The following is a 17,576-nucleotide window of genomic DNA, read 5'->3' on the forward strand; positions in this document are numbered from 1 at the left end:
GGCGACTGCTAGCGACTGAGGACTTCCAGTCGACGGCGCAGGTTCTCGAAGGTTTTGCGCCCAACGTAACGGGATTCTTCGCTCAGGTACGGGTTTTCGAGGGTAATGACCGTACGCTCGTCGAGATCAAGCTCTTTCACCGCGCGGGCGTAGTAGTGCCTGAGGAAATCATTGAAGCTGCCATCGAGGATGGCGCGTTCGATTCCCAACTGCAGGCGATGCGCGGTTTCCTGGTCTTCGGGACCGACAAAGAGATAAGACGGCATCGGGTAGGCGATCAACAGATCAGGCTCAATTATCAGATTGGGATCCTGCTCCAATTCCAGATCGTAAAGCACTTCGCTTACGCCCCTGGCAAAACACTCAAAGCGTTCATTACGCAACATTCCGAACAGTATTTCGTATCGGGAATGAGTGACCACCGGAATGCCGTTGGCTTCAAGCACCGGTGTGTCTGGCCAGTGGGCGCCCTGGCCAATCCGAATCTGACTGTCTCTCAAGTCATCCAGAGTCTTGATTCCCGCAAACCTGGGCAGGGATTCCGGCATGACCACGCAAACCCGAAAACCGAGCAACCCGCCATCGACCGGAAACGGTATGGCGGTCAGGGACTTCTCCCGTTCTGCGGAGGTAGCGACATTGGCAATGTCAACTAATCGTGACTGGCCATCTGTCAGTTCCCTCAGTACGCGGCCCTGGCTCAGCTCTTCACTTCTGATGATCTGAAATTCTCCGTACTCGGGCGTTTTCTTGAGAGCAAGCTCCACCAGGGCCCGGATGGCAGGGCTGTCGTAGTTCCGGTACCAGAGTACGTAACCGCGCACGGCTGCCTGCGACGCAGTGGTCGATGACGCTGCGGCTGAGAGGGGTCCCGCTGCCAGGCAGAAACCCAATAGCATCAGGCAAAGAACCAGTTTTCGGAACCGGTGGAAGACCAGGGAAGCGGGCAGAGAATATTCCAAATGAGAAATCCTTTCTTACTACTGGAAAAACCGGCTAACAAGTAGTCATGATTCAGGCACGCATCCTCACTTTAGAACAGAAACTCAAAAATAAATCGGACAACATCCAAAAAAATTGTAAAACCTTCTTGCGAGCACTGGAGTCCGTTGTAATCATCAGTTCCCAATCAATTTCGGAGCTTGGTAATGGCAATTATCGACAATCTCATCGGAGCGACCGGTCAATGGGTGGCAAGTACCGACCCCAAGGCCACATTGGCCAGCCCTCTGGCCTGGCTGAAGAAGACGGGCGGGTACGCTGCGGTGAACAAGATCATCGGTCTGTCGATTCCGTTTGCACCGCGGAACAACTTCAGCGTTGAGGAGGTCAGGCCAGGCTATGTAAGAGCGAAAATCCGCTTGAAAGGCAACAAAAACCACTTCGGCAGCCTTTATGCGGGCGCATACTTTCTGGTAGCCGAAATTCCCGGTGGCGTGCTGACCTTATTTGATCTGGGGCCTTCGTACACGCCGATTCTCAAGGAAATGACGTTGCAGTTTCTCCAACCAGCCAACAGCGATGTCACCGTAGAATTCACCCTGGATCCGGAAACCGTGGCAGCCATTCTTGCCGACGCTGACGAGACCGGGCGGGCGAAATTCTCCCTGGAAGGCAAACTGGTGGACGAAGAGGGCAATCATGTAGCGACCTCCATCGCCCATTACCGCGTGCGGAAGAAAGGGTTTAAAGCAGAGGCCTGAATAGTTTAGGCCTGTTCGAGACCAGCGATGGTTTGCAGGAAAATCTCGCCGTATTTCTCAAGCTTGGCGGCGCCCACGCCGCTGACTTCCGCCAATTCATCCAGGGTGCGTGGTTTGCGTTCCAGCATTCCAAACAGGGTAGTGTCATGGAAAATGACGTAGGGCGGCACGCCCTGTTTGTCAGCCAGCTCCTTGCGGCAGGCTCGAAGCGCCTCCCAGCCGGCCTTGTCGGTAATCTGTTCTGAGACCGGCGAACCCGACCGGCTGCCGTTTGCCCGGCCGGTTGTCTTCTTGATTTCCGGGTCCTTGCGCAGCTCAATGGTCTGACGTCCTTTCAGCAGTGGCCGACACTGCTCGGTCAACTGGAGCGCACCATAGCCTTCCGGATCTGCGCGGAGGTAACCATTGGCCACCAGTTGCCGGTAGACCGATTTCCACTCGTTGGCACTCAGTTCGGTTCCAATGCCGTAGGTTGACACCTGGTGGTGCCCGGATTGGAGAATCCGCTCGTTTTCCGAGCCTCGCAGAACATCAATCAGATAGGTGACGCCGAAACGCTGGCCCGTGCGGAACACGCAGGAAAGGGCTTTCTGGACGGCGACGGTTCCATCCCAGGTGTCCGGTGGATTCAGGCAGGTGTCGCAATTACCGCAGGGTTGCTCAAGCTCGTCCCCGAAATAGCGCAACAGCACCTGACGGCGGCAACTGGTGACCTCACAAAGGCCCAGCATCGCATCCAGCTTCTGCCGTTCCACGCGCTTGAAATGATCGTTACCCTGTGAGCTTTCCAGCATCTGGCGCAGTTTGATGACATCCTGCAGGCCATAAACCATCCAGGCCGTAGACGGCTTGCTGTCCCGCCCGGCCCGACCGGTTTCCTGATAGTAGGCTTCAAGGCTCTTCGGCAGATCCAGGTGGGCGACAAAGCGCACGTCCGGTTTATCGATACCCATGCCGAAGGCGATGGTGGCAACAATAATCACCCCGTCTTCACGCAGGAACCGCTCCTGGTGATGGGCACGCTGTTCCGAGGACAGGCCTGCATGATAGGGCAGAGCGGTATAGCCTTTCTGGGCCAGGGTTTTCGCGGTGGCGTCGACCTTGTTCCGGGACAGGCAGTAAACGATGCCGCAATCGCCCTCATGTTCCGCTTTAATAAAGTCCAGTAACTGCTTGTTCGCGTTTATTTTTGGCGCTATACGGTACTGAATGTTAGGGCGATCGAAGCCACTGACGAAGTGTCTTGCCTCTGTCAGTGACAGTCGTTCCGCAATCTCCTTTCGGGTACGCTCGTCGGCGGTTGCCGTCAGCGCAATGCGCGGAACGCCGGGAAACTGTTCTGCCAGCATGCTGAGCTGAAGGTAATCGGATCGGAAGTCGTGACCCCATTGGGACACACAATGGGCCTCGTCGATAGCGAACAGCGAGATGGAGGCGTCATAAAGCAATTCGATGGTGCGCGGCTGTATCAGTCTTTCAGGGGCGCAGTAGAGAAGGTCAAGCTCACCGGTCATGAGCGCGTATTCGGTCGCCCGGGCCTGCTCGAAATCCATGGTTGAATTCAGGAACGCAGCCCGGACCCCTAGCTCTTTCAGTGCTGCAACCTGGTCCTGCATCAGCGCAATCAGGGGTGAAATCACGATCGCAGTGCCCGAGCGAACGAGCGCCGGCACCTGATAGCAAAGAGATTTACCGCCGCCTGTTGGCATGAGCACAAGTGCATCGCGGCCTTCCGATACTTCCCGGATGATGTCACCCTGAAGCGGACGGAAGGATTCATAACCAAAGACTTCGTGCAGCACCTGTTCCGGATCACGGCCCGAGGTGGTTGGTCGCTCGGTGGAAAGCTGTTCGAAATCCTGATCAAGATACATAGAATAACCGGTTGCTCGGCCTGAAGCCGCTGTATTGATTCGGGTGGAGCGCCGGGTTTGGCGCAGGGGCGAATGATACCAGATTAACCCTGATGATTGGCCAGCAAACCCAAGTGCCGGGTGGAGGCAAAGTAGTGTAAGAAACGCTACAATACCGCGTTTTTGAACCACCATTTCACGCCATACTGTGACAGACACTGATAACAACAGGGCTTCCATGCAGGAATTTGATGCCATCCGTCCCTATTCGGACGAAGAAACCGGCGCTGCTATCAACCGCCTGGTCAACGATCAGGAATTTCTGGATATGGTCGGTCGCTTCAAGTCACCGACTCTCGCCCGCTGGGCGCCGGCCATGTTGCGTGTGTTTACCCGTCGCTGGTTAAACAGCCATTTTGGTCACTACACACGAGTCGATGATCTCCAGGCCGGGCTTTCCGGCTACGTGGGTGAGCTGGTTGAGAGCACAACCACTCGAGTAACAACCAGCGGGCTGGAGAACCTCGACAAGCGCGGCGCCTATCTGTTTATTTCGAACCATCGGGACATTGTTTTCGACCCCATGGTGGTGAACTACCAGCTGTTCCAGAATGGTTTTCACACCACCCGGATTGCCATTGGCGACAATCTGCTGGCCAACCGGGTGTTCGCTGAAATGATGCGACTGAACAAGAGCTTTGTGGTGCGTCGCAGCATGACAAGTCCCCGCGAGATGCGTGATGCCTACATCACGCTCTCCGGCTTTATCAACCACAGCATCGATACCAATCACAGCATCTGGATTGCCCAACGTGAGGGCCGGGCGAAGGACGGGCTGGATTTTACCGACCCCGCCATCATCAAGATGTTTTATATGAGCCGCAAAAAAAGCGGGCTCGGTTTTGACGAAGCCATGAATCGACTGCATGTGGTGCCAGTTTCCATTGCCTACGAGTACGATCCCTGCGATGCCGACAAAGCCCAGGAGCTGGAAACCCGGGCCCGGACCGGCAAATACATCAAGCGAGAGGGCGAGGATACCGAGCAGATCATGAAGGGACTGACCGGTTTCAAAGGGCACGTGCATGTGCACTTTGGTGCGCCCATCCATGATTCACCGGATAACCCGAAAGATCTGGCCACCCGTATAGATCGGGAAATGCATGCGAACTATCACCTGCATGCCTCAAACCTGGTGGCTTATCAGCAGCGTGGTCTTCATCCCCAGGCCCACGATACGCCGGATACCGTCAGCGATTCGGTGGTCACTGCTGAAACCTGGTCACCGGCGGAAATGGAAGCTGCTGAAGCCGAGATGGAGCGGAGACTGGAAGCCTGCGATCCGGCCATCCGGCCTTATCTGCTGGATATGTATGCCAATCCAGTGGTCACCGCGCTCGAGGCTAATGCCGAAAAATCCGGTTATTCCGAATAAACCGGCACATAATTTTCTGACATGAGGTAAACCGTGCAGGATCTTCAGTACATTGAGATTGAAACCGGGGAAAACCCGACAGCAGCCGTCATCTGGCTTCATGGCCTTGGTGCGAGCGGCCACGACTTCGAGCCCGTAGTGCCGGAACTGGGCCTGCCGGAAGATACAGCGGTGCGCTTCATCTTTCCCCATGCGCCCAATCTGCCTGTCACCATCAACGGTGGCATGTCCATGCCCGCCTGGTACGACATCAAGGCCATGGATATCGACCGTGTGGTGGATACGGAACAGTTGCGGGCGTCTGCCGATGCGGTAGCCAAACTGGTCGAGCAGCAAAAAGAAAAAGGCATCCCGTCGGAGCGTATTATCATCGCCGGATTCTCCCAGGGAGGCGCCGTTGCCTATGAACTGGGGCTCAGCTACCCGGAACGGTTTGGCGGTGTCCTGGCGCTTTCAACCTACTTCGCCACCGCGGACACGGTTCAACGCTCAGAGGCCAATGCCGATGTGCCGATCAGCGTGTATCACGGAACCTTCGATCCGATGGTGCCGGAATCACTGGGTGTGCGCAGTGTCGAAACCCTGAAGGAGATGGGCTACGACCCTTCGTACCAGACGTTCCCCATGGAACACAGTGTGTGCCTTGAGGAAATACAGGACATCGGGCGATTCATTCGCCGGCACCTGCTCTGAGGCACCGCCATGCCCCGGATCAGACCCAGAGCATGGCACCCATCTCCAGCGGATGCGTCAGTGATTCGTGATAGGGGTACATCCTGAGCCTGAGAGTCTGCAAGCCGGGATAGGGTGGTTGCACGCGGGTGGAGAACACGGTTCGCCCCTCCGCTTCACTTTCCTTATCCAGCAAGAAACTGTCGGGCCCCGGGCTGTTATGGGTGCCGGTACATTCTGGGCTGACCAGGCACTCCACCCGCACATCCTCCGCTGACAGGCCATTGAGCCTTGCCTCGACTCTGAGTTCTACGCCGCCATCATGGGGGCAGGCAGCTTCGACGCAGCCAACCACGTTTAATTCCACTCCCGGCCAGGCATGCTTGACCCTTGCCTTCCAGTCTGCCAGTTCGCTGGCAACCTCGCCGTTGTCGGCCATCAGAAAAGCACCCTGGGTTGATGCCGGCTGGTAATAGTTATTGACGTAATCCATCACCATACGCCGGGCGTTAAACCTTGGTGTGATCGACTTCATCGAAGCCTTGGAGCGCTGGACCCAGCCTTTTGAAAAGCCCTGGGAGGCGCGCTCGTAGTAGAGTGGAACCACTTCGAATTCGAGCAGATCGATCAGGTCCCGGGCCTCTTCCTCATTCCGGAATTCAGGGTCCAGTCCGGTATCCCTGGGAGGGATGCCCCAGCCATTCTTGCCGTCATAGCCTTCGCCCCACCAGCCGTCGAGCACGCTGAGATTAAGAGCACCATTGAGGGCTGCTTTCTCGCCGGAGGTGCCACTGGCCTCTTTCGGGTATTCCGGTGTGTTCAGCCACACATCGACGCCACTGAGCAGCCTGCGGGCCATGGCCTGGTCATAGTCCTCCAGGAGAATCAGGTGCCCCATCAACGAAGGGTGCATGGAAAGGTCGTGGATTACCTTGATCAGTTGCTGACCGGGTTTGTCCTTGGGATGGGCCTTGCCGGCAAATACCAGCACCACCGGGCGGTCCGGATCGGTCAGGATGCTTTCGAGGCGTTCCAGGTCCGAGAAGATCAGCGTCGCGCGTTTGTAGGTGGCGAACCTCCTGGCAAACCCGATAACCAGCGTGTCTTTTTCCGAGGAAACAAGCTGCCGGGTCATCCTGTCAGTGACGGAATGGCCGGTGCCGTTGCGTTTATGCTGGCGCTTGAGCCGCTGGACAATGTATTCGCCCATTTGCTGTTTCAGGGCCTTGTGAACGCTCCAGTAGTGATAGTCCGGGATCTGGTCGATAAACTTCCAGAATTCCGGGTTCCGGAGTTCACTTTTCCACGTGGGCGCCTGTATATCGAACAGGCTGGACCATTCCGGCGCCAGAAACGTCGGTACGTGCACACCGTTGGTAATGTACCCGATAGGGTTTTCTGCAGGCGGCACCTGGGGCCAGATATCGCCCTCCATCAACGAGGCGACACCACCGTGAATCCGGCTCACCCCGTTATGGAAACGAGAGCCGCGCAGGCCCAGACTGGTCATATTGAAACTGTCCCCACCGTCCTTCGAGCCCAAGGCAAACACCTGATCAAAATCCAGGGCAGATTCCTCGATATATCGCCCCAGGGCATGATGAACGAGGGAGCGGGGGAAGATGTCGTGGCCGGCCGGTACCGGTGTATGCGTTGTGAACAGCGTAGCGCCGGCAACGGCTTCAAGCGCGGCCTCGAAACTCAACCCGGAGACCATGGTGTGCCGGCAGCGTTCCAGAATCTGGAATGCGGCATGGCCCTCGTTGATATGCCAGACGGTCGGCTTGAGGTTCAGCGCCTCTACAACCCGGGTTCCGCCAATGCCTAGCAGCATTTCCTGGCTGATCCTTGTGGACTCGTCGCCACCGTAAAGCTGGAGCGTCAGATCCCGGTCTTCCGGGCCGTTTTCTTCGGTATTGCTGTCCAGCAGGTATAAGCGGATATGGCCGACGCGGGCTTCCCACACCCGTGCCACAACATCACGCCCGGGGAAGGGCACAGACACCTTGAGCACCTTGCCGTCTATCTCCACCGGTGTAATAGGCAATTCATCGCTGGAATGGGACTGGTAGCGTGCAATCTGCTGACCGTGGGCGTCGATACTCTGGATAAAGTAACCCTGCCGATACAACAGACCCACAGCCACAAAGGGCAGGGCCAGGTCACTGGCGGCCTTGCAGTGATCCCCGGCCAGGATGCCCAGGCCGCCGGAATAGATCGGAAAACTTTCGTGAAAGCCGAATTCGGCACAGAAATAAGCCACCAGAGCCTGCTCGGGGTCCAGTTTTTCCGTCACTTCCGGGCCGGGGCCAGCCTCCAGATAGGCATCGTAGCTGCTCAGCACTCGACGATACTCGGTCAGAAACGCCCGGTCTTCAGACGCTTCATCGAGTCGATCCTGGGCAACCCGACGCAGGAACAGCTTCGGGTTGTGCTCGACTTTCTTCCAGAGCGGTAAGTCAATACGGGCAAAAAGGCTGCGGACCCCGTGGTCCCAGCTGTAGAACAGATCGTTGGCAAGCTCTTCCAGTCGCTCCAGGGGTTCGGGAATCAGGGGATGAGCTTCAAGTCGGAATTCGGTTGCTTTATGCATGTTGGTTGCCTCCAGGCGGGCAAACGCTCGCACTAATCCAGCTGTTGTTGGTCACGTTCTTTGAGAATTCGCTGATAAAGATCACCATAGGTACGAGCCCGCTGCTTCCAGGAATAGTCGATTGCCATGCCATTTTCCTGCAATCGCCGCCATTGCTTACGCTTTTCAAAAACCTGTAGCGCGCGGTTTACGGCAGCCAGTAACGAATCGGCATTGGGACCGGCGAAAACGAATCCGTTGGCCTTGTCGATTCCAGCCTCCTGAGGATCCTGAACAGTGTCTGCCAGTCCGCCAACACCGTGCACCACCGGAATCGTGCCGTACCTGAGGCTGTACATCTGGTTGAGCCCACAGGGCTCGAATCTCGAGGGCATCAGGAACAGGTCACAGCCGGCCGTGATGCGATGGGAGAGCCCCTCGTTATAGCCCAACGTGAGAGACATTTGCCCCGGCCATTGCCGGGCCAGGAGTTTCAGTGGCTCCTCGTAACTGGCTTCGCCGGAGCCAAGAACTACAAACTGGCAGCCCTGTTCCAGCAAATGCGGCATCACCGAAACCAGCCAGTCCACACCTTTCTGTTCGACCAGTCGACCGATGAAGCCCAGTAGCGGGCCGCCGTTTACCTCCAGCCCAAGCTCGTGCTGCAGGCTGGCCTGGCACTGCGCCTTGTTCTTCAGGTGATCCCGGCCATAGTGGAAGGCCAGTTCAGGGTCATCCTCAGGATTCCAGACCCGGTTATCGATGCCGTTGAGAATGCCGGTGAGTGCGTCCTGCCGGTGCCGGAGCAAACCATCAAGTCCATGACCGAATTCCGGGGTCTGGATCTCGAGCGCATAGGTCGGGCTGACGGTGGTGATTCGGTCACTGAAAACGAGGCCGCCCTTGATGAATGAAAGCTGCCCGTAGAATTCAAGCTGCTCGAGGTTCCAGAGTGAATCAGGCAGACCCAGGGCACGGAAAGTCTCATGGGAGAACAGTCCCTGGTAGGCGAGGTTATGGATGGTAAACACAGTGCCGGGCCTGTCGTGGTAGGCCTCGAGAAATACCGGTATCAGCCCGGTTTGCCAGTCGTTGCAGTGCACCAGGTCCGGTCTCCAGGACAGGCCAGCTTCTCCCATGGCGATCATGGCGCCGACCCTTCCGAACAGCTCAAAACGATGGGCATTGTCCCACCAGTCTCTGCCTTCCTCGTTCTTGTAGGGGTTACCTGGGCGATCAAACAGTGGCGGACAGTCCACAAGCCATAGCGTGACAGCGGTGCCCGGCAGTCGGGTCTGCCAGAGGCTCACATTGTATTGCCCCAGCTGAAACCGCGCCTTCCTTCGGGAGCCTGCCTTTCTTGCCGCTTTCAAGGCATCGGGATAGCCCGGTAGAAGTATCTGTACGTCGTATTCCAGGCGGCAGAGCGCTTCCGGCAAACTTGCTGAAACGTCGGCAAGACCGCCGGTTTTCATCAATGGATAAACCTCACTGGTTGCAAACAGCACCCGGATCATAAAGCCGGCCTCAGAATGATCGCGCCCAGTGGTGGTAGCGTCAGCTCCACTGACCAGTCACGGTTCATCCAGGGCTGCTGATCTGCAGGCATGGGGTAGGGGTTACCGAGGTTGCTGCCACCATAGTATTCCGAATCGGAATTGAAAATTTCCCGCCAGTTGCCGCCTTGGGGTAGCCCGATCCGGTAATTGTGTCTGGGCATGGGGGTGAAATTGACCACAATCACCGAAGTTTCGCCCTTGCCCGTACGCAGGAAGCTGATCACTGATTGGGGGGAATCATGGCAGTCGATCCACTCGAAACCATTCGGCGTGAAGCAGGCACCGTGCAGGGAGACCTCCCGCCGGTATATGCCGTTCAGGTCCTGAACCAGCTTTTTGATTCCCTGATGCTCCGGGTAGGCCAGCAGCGACCAGTCCAGCTCCCGGGATTCACTCCATTCCCGTCGCTGCCCGAATTCACCGCCCATGAAAAGAAGTTTGGCGCCGGGGTAACTGAACATGTAGGTAAAAAGTACCCTCAAGGTAGCCCTCTGTTGCCATTCATCGCCGGTCATTTTGTTGATCAGGCTACCTTTACCGTGAACCACTTCGTCGTGGGAAAGCGGCAGCAGGAAATTCTCCGAGAAGGCGTAGAGCAGCCCAAAGGTCAGCTTGTCGTGATGATACTGACGATACACCGGATCCTGCGCCAGATAGTCCAGGGTGTCGTGCATCCAGCCCATGTTCCATTTCAGATTGAACCCGAGTCCGCCAATTTCCGGTGGCCGGGTTACACGTGGCCAGGAGGTCGATTCTTCCGCACAGACCAGCGTTCCCGGAAAGCGGCTCTGGCAGACCTGGTTCAGTTCACGCAGGAACTCAATGGCTTCCAGGTTTTCATGGCCTCCATGTACGTTAGGCTCCCACTCGCCTTCCTTGCGGGAGTAGTTGAGGTACAGCATGGAAGCCACGGCATCCACCCTGAGCCCGTCGATATGAAAGGCGTCCAGCCAGAACAGCGCGCTGCCGATCAGGAAGTTCCGCACCTCATGCCGACCATAGTTGTAGATGAGCGTGCCCCAGTCCTGATGACGCCCTTTGCGGGGATCTTCATGTTCATAAAGCGCGCTGCCATCAAACCGGGCAAGGGCGTGTTCATCGGTGGGGAAATGCCCCGGAACCCAGTCCAGGATTACACCAATGTTGTGACGATGGCATTGGTCTACGAGGTATCGGAGATCGTCCGGGCCGCCGAAACGACTGGTCGGAGCGTAGTAGCCGGTGGTCTGGTAGCCCCAGGACTCATCGAGGGGGTGTTCAGTCACCGGCAAAAGCTCAATGTGGGTGAAGCCCAGTTCGAGCACATAGGGAATGAGTTGGTCCGCCAGTTCCCGGTAGGTCAGCCATCGACCTGAACCGTGGTGTCGCCAGGAGGCCGCGTGAACCTCGTAGATGGAGATGGGCGAATCCTGCCAGTTCCAGCGACCCCGCCGGGCAAGCCAATCGCCATCGCCCCAGCCAAAATGCCCGCGCTCAGTTACTACGGCGGCAGTAGAAGGCCTCAGTTCGAAGGCTTGCCCGTAGGGATCTGTTTTCAGGAGCTGATGGCCTTTCTCAGTGGTAATGGCAAATTTGTAGAGGGCGCCGGTGCCAATGCCAGGAATAAAGCAGGACCAGACCCCCGTTTCAGCGTGCGGAGCCATTGGGTGGGAGCCAGAACTCCAGTGGTTGAAATCCCCGGCAACACTGACGGCGTTGGCATGGGGCGCCCAGACTGCAAACCGGACACCTTCCACACCTCGGTTCTTGCAGACATGGGCACCGAGCACATTGTAAATGTGCCAGTGGCGACCCTCGGAAAAAAGGTGGAGGTCGAATTCGCTGAGCGTTGGACTGTCCATAGACCGTGCTGTTCCTGACCAGATGAGGCGCTTTGAGCGTCCCTTCATTGGACGCGAAAGGGCCTGTTTAAAAAATGACCCAAAACAAGTTTACGTCATAATTCCGTGCTAGTGTTCTACTATAGTTTAAGGCGTCAAAAACGTGGCAAACCCTAGCGGTTAAACGACCGGTCACAGGGAAGGTTTTCTTCAGGGAAGCAGCTATGCAAACGGCCAAGCGTTTCGTCAGTCGTCTCACTCGTCAGACTCTTGCTCTGGTACTTGCCGGAGGGCGGGGATCCCGCCTCCATGATCTCACCAAATGGCGGGCCAAACCGGCGGTGCCCTTTGGCGGCAAGTTCCGGATTATCGATTTTCCCCTTTCGAACTGCATCAACTCCGGCATCGGGCAGGTTGGTGTGGTCACCCAGTACAAATCCCATTCCCTGATCCGCCATATCCAGCGGGGCTGGGGGTTTCTCCGGGGGGAACTGGATGAGTTCGTAGAGCTTTTACCTGCGCAACAGCGGATCGAGACTTCCTGGTATGAGGGAACGGCAGACGCTGTGCTTCAGAACCTCGACATCATTCGCAGCCACCGGCCGGAGTATGTGCTGATTCTTGCGGGTGATCACGTGTACAAGATGGACTACGGCACCATGCTGGCCCATCACGTGGAAAACGATGCCGATATCACCGTTGGCTGTATCGAAGTGCCGATCGATGAAGCCTCTGCGTTCGGCGTTATGTCCGTAGATGATGAGCTACGAGTCACGGAATTCGTAGAGAAGCCGGAGCAGCCTAAGCCGATGCCAGGCCAGCCCGGCAAGTCACTGGCTTCGATGGGTATTTACGTGTTCAACACCCAGGTGCTTTTTGATGAGTTGATGCGCGACCAGCAGTTGGACGGCGAATCTTCTCACGATTTCGGCAAGGACATCATTCCTTCCGTGATCAAACGCCTGCGTGTGGTCGCATTCCCGTTCCGCAATCCTGTTCAGAACAAGCCTGCCTACTGGCGGGACGTGGGCACCGTCGATGCACTCTGGCAGGCAAACCTCGAGCTGATCGGCATCAGCCCGGAGCTTAACCTCTACGATTCTCACTGGCCGATATGGACCTACCAGGAGCAACTGCCACCGGCGAAATTCGTGTTCGACGATGATGATCGGCGGGGGATGGCCGTGGATTCCATGATTGCGGGAGGCTGCATCGTGTCCGGCGCTCTGGTTAAACATTCCCTTCTATTCTCGCAAGTTAAGGTGCATTCTTTCAGTGAAATATCAGATTCGGTTATCTATCCGGATGTGGATATTGGCCGTCACTGCCACATCCGCAACGCGCTGATTGATCGAGGCTGCCGTATTCCCGAAGGCACGCGCATCGGGTTTGACGACGCCGAAGACCGGAAACGGTTTTATGTTTCCCCCAAAGGTATTGTGCTGATCACGCCCGAGATGCTCGGGCAGGATTACCCCCATGGCCTCTGACACAAAAACGCCGGTTGTCCTGTGCTGGCATATGCATCAGCCCTCATATCAGGATATGCGTACCAATCAGTTCCTGTTCCCCTGGGTGTACCTGCATACCATCAAGGATTACAGCGACATGGCCGCGCATCTGGAAGCGAATCCGGAGGCGCGAGCAGTGGTCAATTTCGCGCCCGTTCTGCTTGAGCAGATCGAAACCTACCTGATCCAGATAGAACGTTGGCGCCATGGTGCCGGAGAGATTGGTGACCCTCTGCTGTCCGCTTTGGTAGCGGAGAAACTTCCGGAAACCGGTACACCGGCGTTTCTGGGTCTGATGGAGAAGTCCCTGCGGGCCAATCGGGAGCGAATCATCAATCGTTATCCCGCCTACGCAAGGTTGGCAGAGTTGGCCGAACTCTACCGCGGGAAGCCGGAACTCCAGAGGTACATTTCTGGCCGTTTTCTGTCGGACCTGTTGGTCTGGTACCACTTGGGCTGGATGGGGGAGACCATCCGCCGAAAAAGCCACTGCATACAGAGTCTTCAGGAAAAAGGCCATAACTTCTCGATGGATGACCGGCGCGCACTGCTGGACGTGATTTTTGATGTGTTATCCGGCATCGGCCCCAGGTACCGTCATCTTGCCGAGAAAGGCCAGGTTGAACTCTCTGTCAGCCCCTATACCCATGCCATGCTGCCGTTGCTCATTGACCTGGCGTCCGCCCGCGAGGCCATGCCGGACATCGCCTTGCCGGCGCACAGCCATTATCCGGCTGGCGAGGAGCGGGCTGGCTGGCAGCTCAAACAAGCAAAGGCCGTATTCAAGCGGTTCTTCGGCGTTGAACCATCCGGCTGCTGGGCCTCCGAGGGCGGCCTCAGCCAGGCCACCCTGGGCTTGCTGGACCAACATCAATTCCGATGGACAGCAAGTGGGGATTCCGTGGTCCACAACAGTCTTAACCGCGCCAGGGCGACGAACCCGGAATTGCCCGATTACGGCATCCACCGGCCCTATACCTTTGGTGAATCGGCCACATCTGTGTTCTTTAGAGACGACGGCCTGTCCGACCTTATCGGGTTTACCTACGCGGACTGGCACGCCAAGGATGCCGTTGGCGACCTGGTGTATCACATGGAAAATATCGCCGGGCAGAGCAAAGGTAAGGCGCGCCCTGTGGTCTCCGTGATTATGGATGGCGAGAACGCCTGGGAATACTACCCGGAAAACGGGTTCCATTTTCTGGACGAGTTGTATCGGGTACTTGCAGACCATCCGAAACTGAAACTCACTACCTACAGTGACTTGGTCGCGACCCCAGTCGTTGAGCCGGTTCATCTGCCACACCTGGTGGCCGGCAGCTGGATTTACGGCACCTTTTCAACCTGGATTGGTGACCCGGACAAGAACAGGGCCTGGGATCTGCTCTGTGAAGCCAAAATCCACTTCGACCGGGTGATGGACAACGGCAGCCTCAATTCAGAGCAGAAAGCAGCCGCCATGCAGCAACTGGCGATTTGCGAAGGCTCCGACTGGTTCTGGTGGTTTGGCGACTACAACCCGGCCCAGATCGTTAGCGACTTCGAGCATCTTTACCGCCGCCACCTGGTAAACCTTTATGAAATGATCGGGTTCCCCGCACCGCCTTCGGTATTCCAGCAGCTTAGCCAGGGCAGCGGAGAGCCGGCTCGCGGCGGTACCATGCGACCGGGCCATGAGGCGGATAGTCCTGCATGACTTCAGCGAACGACAAGGATCTGTTCAGCGCTCGCAGGGCCGGTGTCCTGCTTCACCCGACCTGCCTGCCCGGAAGCCTTGGTGTTCTGGGCGCCGGTGCCCGCCGGTTCGTCAATTTTCTGGCAGACAGTGGCATCACTGTCTGGCAGACACTGCCTATTGGACCAACACACCGGGATCTCTCACCGTACCAATCCCTGAGTGCCCACGCAGGCAACCAGGATTTCATTGACCTCGCTGAACTGCTGCAGACTGGACTGCTGGCCGACGCTGAACTGGCCCAGCCCATCGGCGAATCCCGCCAGCAGCTGCTGGCTATTGCCGCTCGACGGTTTTACGAGGGCCAGGGCACAGGCCGGAAGGGCCTCGATCTGGCCGGATTTGACGCTTTCCGGGCAAGGAATGATTACTGGCTGGATGATTTCTGTCTGTTCTGCGCAATCCGGGAGGTTCAGGAGTCGCCAGGCTGGCTCCAGTGGCCAGAGCACTTCCGGGACCGGGAGCCCGTTGCCTTGCAGGCATTCGTCGACCAGAACCAGGCCAGACTGGCTCGCATCAGGTTTGAGCAGTTCCTCTTCAATCACCAGTGGCAGGCGCTCAGGGACTATGCAAGAAGCCGCGGTGTTTTGCTGTTTGGTGATATCCCCATTTTTGTCGCTCAGGACAGCGCCGATGTCTGGGCCAACCGACAGTTCTTCAAACTGGACGCCCGGGGCGAACCCACTGTGGTTGCCGGTGTCCCGCCGGACTATTTTTCCGCGGAGGGTCAGCACTGGGGCAATCCACTCTACAACTGGCAGGTCATGGCGGAAGATGGCTACCAGTGGTGGCTGCAACGGCTCGAAAGCCAGCGCCATCTGTTCGATCTGATCCGGATAGACCATTTTCGTGGGCTTCAGGCCTATTGGGAAATCCCGGCTGAGGCGCCTCAACCACGAAACGGCTACTGGGTTGCCGGCCCCTCTGACCATTTTTTGCAGGCCTGCTTCGACCGGTTCCCGGATTTGCCCCTGGTGGCCGAAAACCTCGGTATCATCAGCGACGATGTAGAAGAACTTCGCCATCGCTTCCGACTGCCAGGGATGACTGTGATGCAGTTTGGCTTTGACGGCAGCCCGAACAATCCACATCTGCTTCACAACCACCATCCCCGGGATCTTGTCTACACCGGCACCCACGATAACGATACAACACTGGGGTGGTACCGAAGCCTGGATGATCGTACCCGGCGCTATGTAAACGATTATCTGGCAACCAGTGGTGAGGGGATGCCATGGCCGTTGATTGAGGCGGCGTTCCGTTCGGTCTGCTCATTGGCCGTGGTGCCGATGCAGGATGTCCTCGGCCTTGGAACCGAGGCAAGGTTCAATACACCGGGCACCATTACAAATAACTGGACGTGGCAACTCGACTGGAATTTTCCCGAGAAAGACTTGTCGAAAACTATTGCTGAGGCGGTAAAGCGACATGGGCGCCTTCCTCCGGTCTGAGTATTTTTTGATCAGCATCAAAGAGGCGGGACCCAACCTTCGATATAACACACAAGCAGTATCAACATTTGGCGTTCTTGATGAGTCACGAGGGGGGAACATGGAACACAGACTCAGTAAACGCGTACAGGGAAAGCTTGGGCTGTTGGTATACAAGCGCGGGATGCCGGTTGCAACCGGGCTGATCCGCGATGCCTCCAAACGTGGTCTGTTCATTGCCACAGACTACACTGACGTTCAGTTAAACCAGACTGTGGAGCTGGAATTCCGCTTTCCGGATACGCAGGAGAAGCGGTTCCGTCGTCTGAAGGCCCACGTTGTCCGTAAGTCAGACAAAGGGCTGGGTGTCGATTTTGAAGGGGTTGAAAACGACAGTTTCACCATCTCCTCACTGATGCACTGGCTGAAAAGCCATAATATGCCCGTCAACTATTTTCCGGTTCGCCGGCAGCAAGCCTATTGAATTGATCAGGGAGATCTCTCATGGAACGGCTTAAAGGTAAGGTTGCTTTAGTCACCGGTGGCTCTGTCGGCATCGGAGCCGCAACCGCGATCCGTATGGCAGAGGAGGGCGCCGCGGTCGCCATACTGGATTGTCAGGACTCCGAAGGTAGAGCCCTTGCAAAAGAACTTGCAGATCGGGGTTTCAAGGCCGGTTACTGGCACTGTGACGTTAGTAAGGAGCAAGAGGTAAAGCAGGTTCTGGATGACGTTGCCAAAAACTTCGGAAGTCCGACAGTACTGGTCAACAACGCCGGAATCGCGGGTGCCAACAAGCCCACCCATGAGCTGACCGAGGAAGAGTGGGATCATGTGCAGGCTGTAAACGTCAAAGGTGTATTTTTCTGCACCAAGCACGCCATTCCCCTAATGAAAAAAGCGGGCGTTGGTAGCATTATCAACCTGTCTTCGATATACGGCCTGGTGAGTGCGCCGGATATTCCGCCATACCATGCCTCCAAGGGCGCTGTGCGGCTGATGTCGAAAACCGACGCCTTGTTGTATGCCACTGAAAACATTCGCTGCAATTCCATCCATCCCGGATTTATCTGGACCCCACTGGTTGAGGCTCATCTCAAAACCACAGGGCAAGACCCGGAAGAAGCCAGACAAGCGACAGCGGCAATGCATCCTGTCGGTCATATGGGCGAGCCGGATGATATTGCCTGGGGCGCTGTGTATCTCGCCTCGGACGAATCCAAGTTTGTGACCGGCAGCGAACTGGTGATTGATGGCGGTTATACCGCTCGATGATGTCCCGACCA

Annotated in this window: 13 protein-coding genes; 8 read left to right on the top strand and 5 right to left on the bottom strand. The window is 56.8% G+C overall.

Annotated elements, in window-relative coordinates; translation table 11 throughout:
- Positions 1–8: 8 nt before the first annotated feature.
- Positions 9–962 carry a type 2 periplasmic-binding domain-containing protein gene (locus J3362_RS06480; protein WP_349518703.1) on the bottom strand — a complete coding sequence of 318 codons (954 nt, stop codon included), beginning with the start codon at positions 960–962 and terminating at the stop codon, positions 9–11.
- A gap of 186 nt (positions 963–1,148) precedes the next feature.
- Here J3362_RS06480 and J3362_RS06485 point away from each other — a divergent pair, with 186 nt between their 5' ends.
- A complete protein-coding gene (locus J3362_RS06485) occupies positions 1,149–1,703 on the top strand; it encodes a YiiD C-terminal domain-containing protein (protein ID WP_041645218.1) in 555 nt (184 codons plus the stop codon).
- A 5-nt stretch (positions 1,704–1,708) separates the two neighbouring features.
- On the opposite strand, the gene recQ is transcribed toward J3362_RS06485, so the two are convergent.
- Complete coding sequence (gene recQ / locus J3362_RS06490; RefSeq protein WP_349518705.1) at positions 1,709–3,577, bottom strand: DNA helicase RecQ; 1,869 nt, start codon at positions 3,575–3,577, stop codon at positions 1,709–1,711.
- Between the two features lie 217 nt (positions 3,578–3,794).
- On the opposite strand from recQ, the gene J3362_RS06495 reads away from it, so the two are divergent.
- Complete coding sequence (locus J3362_RS06495) at positions 3,795–4,991, top strand: lysophospholipid acyltransferase family protein (protein ID WP_349518706.1); 1,197 nt, start codon at positions 3,795–3,797, stop codon at positions 4,989–4,991.
- A gap of 33 nt (positions 4,992–5,024) precedes the next feature.
- A complete protein-coding gene (locus tag J3362_RS06500; RefSeq protein ID WP_349518707.1) occupies positions 5,025–5,684 on the top strand; it encodes an alpha/beta hydrolase in 660 nt (219 codons plus the stop codon).
- A gap of 19 nt (positions 5,685–5,703) precedes the next feature.
- Here J3362_RS06500 and glgP read toward each other — a convergent pair whose 3' ends face one another.
- From glgP to glgB, 3 genes are read right to left on the bottom strand one after another with little or no spacing between them, the layout of a single operon-like run.
- The gene (gene glgP, locus J3362_RS06505) at positions 5,704–8,256 is read right to left on the bottom strand and encodes an alpha-glucan family phosphorylase (protein WP_349518708.1); all 2,553 of its coding nucleotides are present in this window, start codon (positions 8,254–8,256) and stop codon (positions 5,704–5,706) included.
- A gap of 32 nt (positions 8,257–8,288) precedes the next feature.
- The gene (gene glgA, locus J3362_RS06510; protein ID WP_349518710.1) at positions 8,289–9,752 is read right to left on the bottom strand and encodes a glycogen synthase GlgA; all 1,464 of its coding nucleotides are present in this window, start codon (positions 9,750–9,752) and stop codon (positions 8,289–8,291) included.
- On the bottom strand, positions 9,749–11,635 hold the full coding sequence (gene glgB / locus J3362_RS06515) for a 1,4-alpha-glucan branching protein GlgB (RefSeq protein WP_349518712.1): 1,887 nt from the start codon (positions 11,633–11,635) through the stop codon (positions 9,749–9,751). Before glgB ends, glgA begins: the two co-directional genes overlap by 4 nt.
- Before the next feature lie 203 nt (positions 11,636–11,838).
- Here glgB and glgC point away from each other — a divergent pair, with 203 nt between their 5' ends.
- The 5 genes from glgC to J3362_RS06540 all read left to right on the top strand — a co-directional run bounded on the left by glgC (position 11,839) and on the right by J3362_RS06540 (position 17,565).
- Entirely contained in the window at positions 11,839–13,104 is a 1,266-nt protein-coding gene (gene glgC, locus J3362_RS06520; RefSeq protein ID WP_349518713.1) for a glucose-1-phosphate adenylyltransferase, read from the top strand.
- Positions 13,094–14,821, top strand: coding sequence for a glycoside hydrolase family 57 protein (locus J3362_RS06525; protein WP_349518714.1), 1,728 nt, complete (start codon positions 13,094–13,096; stop codon positions 14,819–14,821). Before glgC ends, J3362_RS06525 begins: the two co-directional genes overlap by 11 nt.
- Positions 14,818–16,311: a 4-alpha-glucanotransferase gene (gene malQ / locus J3362_RS06530; RefSeq protein ID WP_349518715.1), complete on the top strand. Its 1,494-nt coding sequence runs from the start codon at positions 14,818–14,820 to the stop codon at positions 16,309–16,311. Before J3362_RS06525 ends, malQ begins: the two co-directional genes overlap by 4 nt.
- A 100-nt stretch (positions 16,312–16,411) precedes the next feature.
- The gene (locus J3362_RS06535) at positions 16,412–16,774 is read left to right on the top strand and encodes a PilZ domain-containing protein (RefSeq protein WP_349518716.1); all 363 of its coding nucleotides are present in this window, start codon (positions 16,412–16,414) and stop codon (positions 16,772–16,774) included.
- A 20-nt stretch (positions 16,775–16,794) separates the two neighbouring features.
- Positions 16,795–17,565, top strand: coding sequence for an SDR family NAD(P)-dependent oxidoreductase (locus J3362_RS06540; protein ID WP_349518717.1), 771 nt, complete (start codon positions 16,795–16,797; stop codon positions 17,563–17,565).
- Positions 17,566–17,576: the final 11 nt, after the last annotated feature.

Origin of the sequence: Marinobacter sp. NFXS11, from assembly GCF_040148675.1 — a bacterium.
Lineage (GTDB): Bacteria > Pseudomonadota > Gammaproteobacteria > Pseudomonadales > Oleiphilaceae > Marinobacter.

Bases quoted from the DNA above. Each gene is read 5' to 3' on its own strand.
- J3362_RS06485 (WP_041645218.1), top strand. From the start codon at position 1,149: ATGGCAATTATCGACAATCTCATCGGAGCGACCGGTCAATGGGTGGCA.
- J3362_RS06495 (WP_349518706.1), top strand. From the start codon at position 3,795: ATGCAGGAATTTGATGCCATCCGTCCCTATTCGGACGAAGAAACCGGC.
- J3362_RS06540 (WP_349518717.1), top strand. From the start codon at position 16,795: ATGGAACGGCTTAAAGGTAAGGTTGCTTTAGTCACCGGTGGCTCTGTC.
- glgB (WP_349518712.1), bottom strand. From the start codon at position 11,635: ATGGACAGTCCAACGCTCAGCGAATTCGACCTCCACCTTTTTTCCGAG.
- glgA (WP_349518710.1), bottom strand. From the start codon at position 9,752: ATGATCCGGGTGCTGTTTGCAACCAGTGAGGTTTATCCATTGATGAAA.
- glgC (WP_349518713.1), top strand. From the start codon at position 11,839: ATGCAAACGGCCAAGCGTTTCGTCAGTCGTCTCACTCGTCAGACTCTT.
- J3362_RS06535 (WP_349518716.1), top strand. From the start codon at position 16,412: ATGGAACACAGACTCAGTAAACGCGTACAGGGAAAGCTTGGGCTGTTG.
- malQ (WP_349518715.1), top strand. From the start codon at position 14,818: ATGACTTCAGCGAACGACAAGGATCTGTTCAGCGCTCGCAGGGCCGGT.
- glgP (WP_349518708.1), bottom strand. From the start codon at position 8,256: ATGCATAAAGCAACCGAATTCCGACTTGAAGCTCATCCCCTGATTCCC.
- recQ (WP_349518705.1), bottom strand. From the start codon at position 3,577: ATGTATCTTGATCAGGATTTCGAACAGCTTTCCACCGAGCGACCAACC.
- J3362_RS06525 (WP_349518714.1), top strand. From the start codon at position 13,094: ATGGCCTCTGACACAAAAACGCCGGTTGTCCTGTGCTGGCATATGCAT.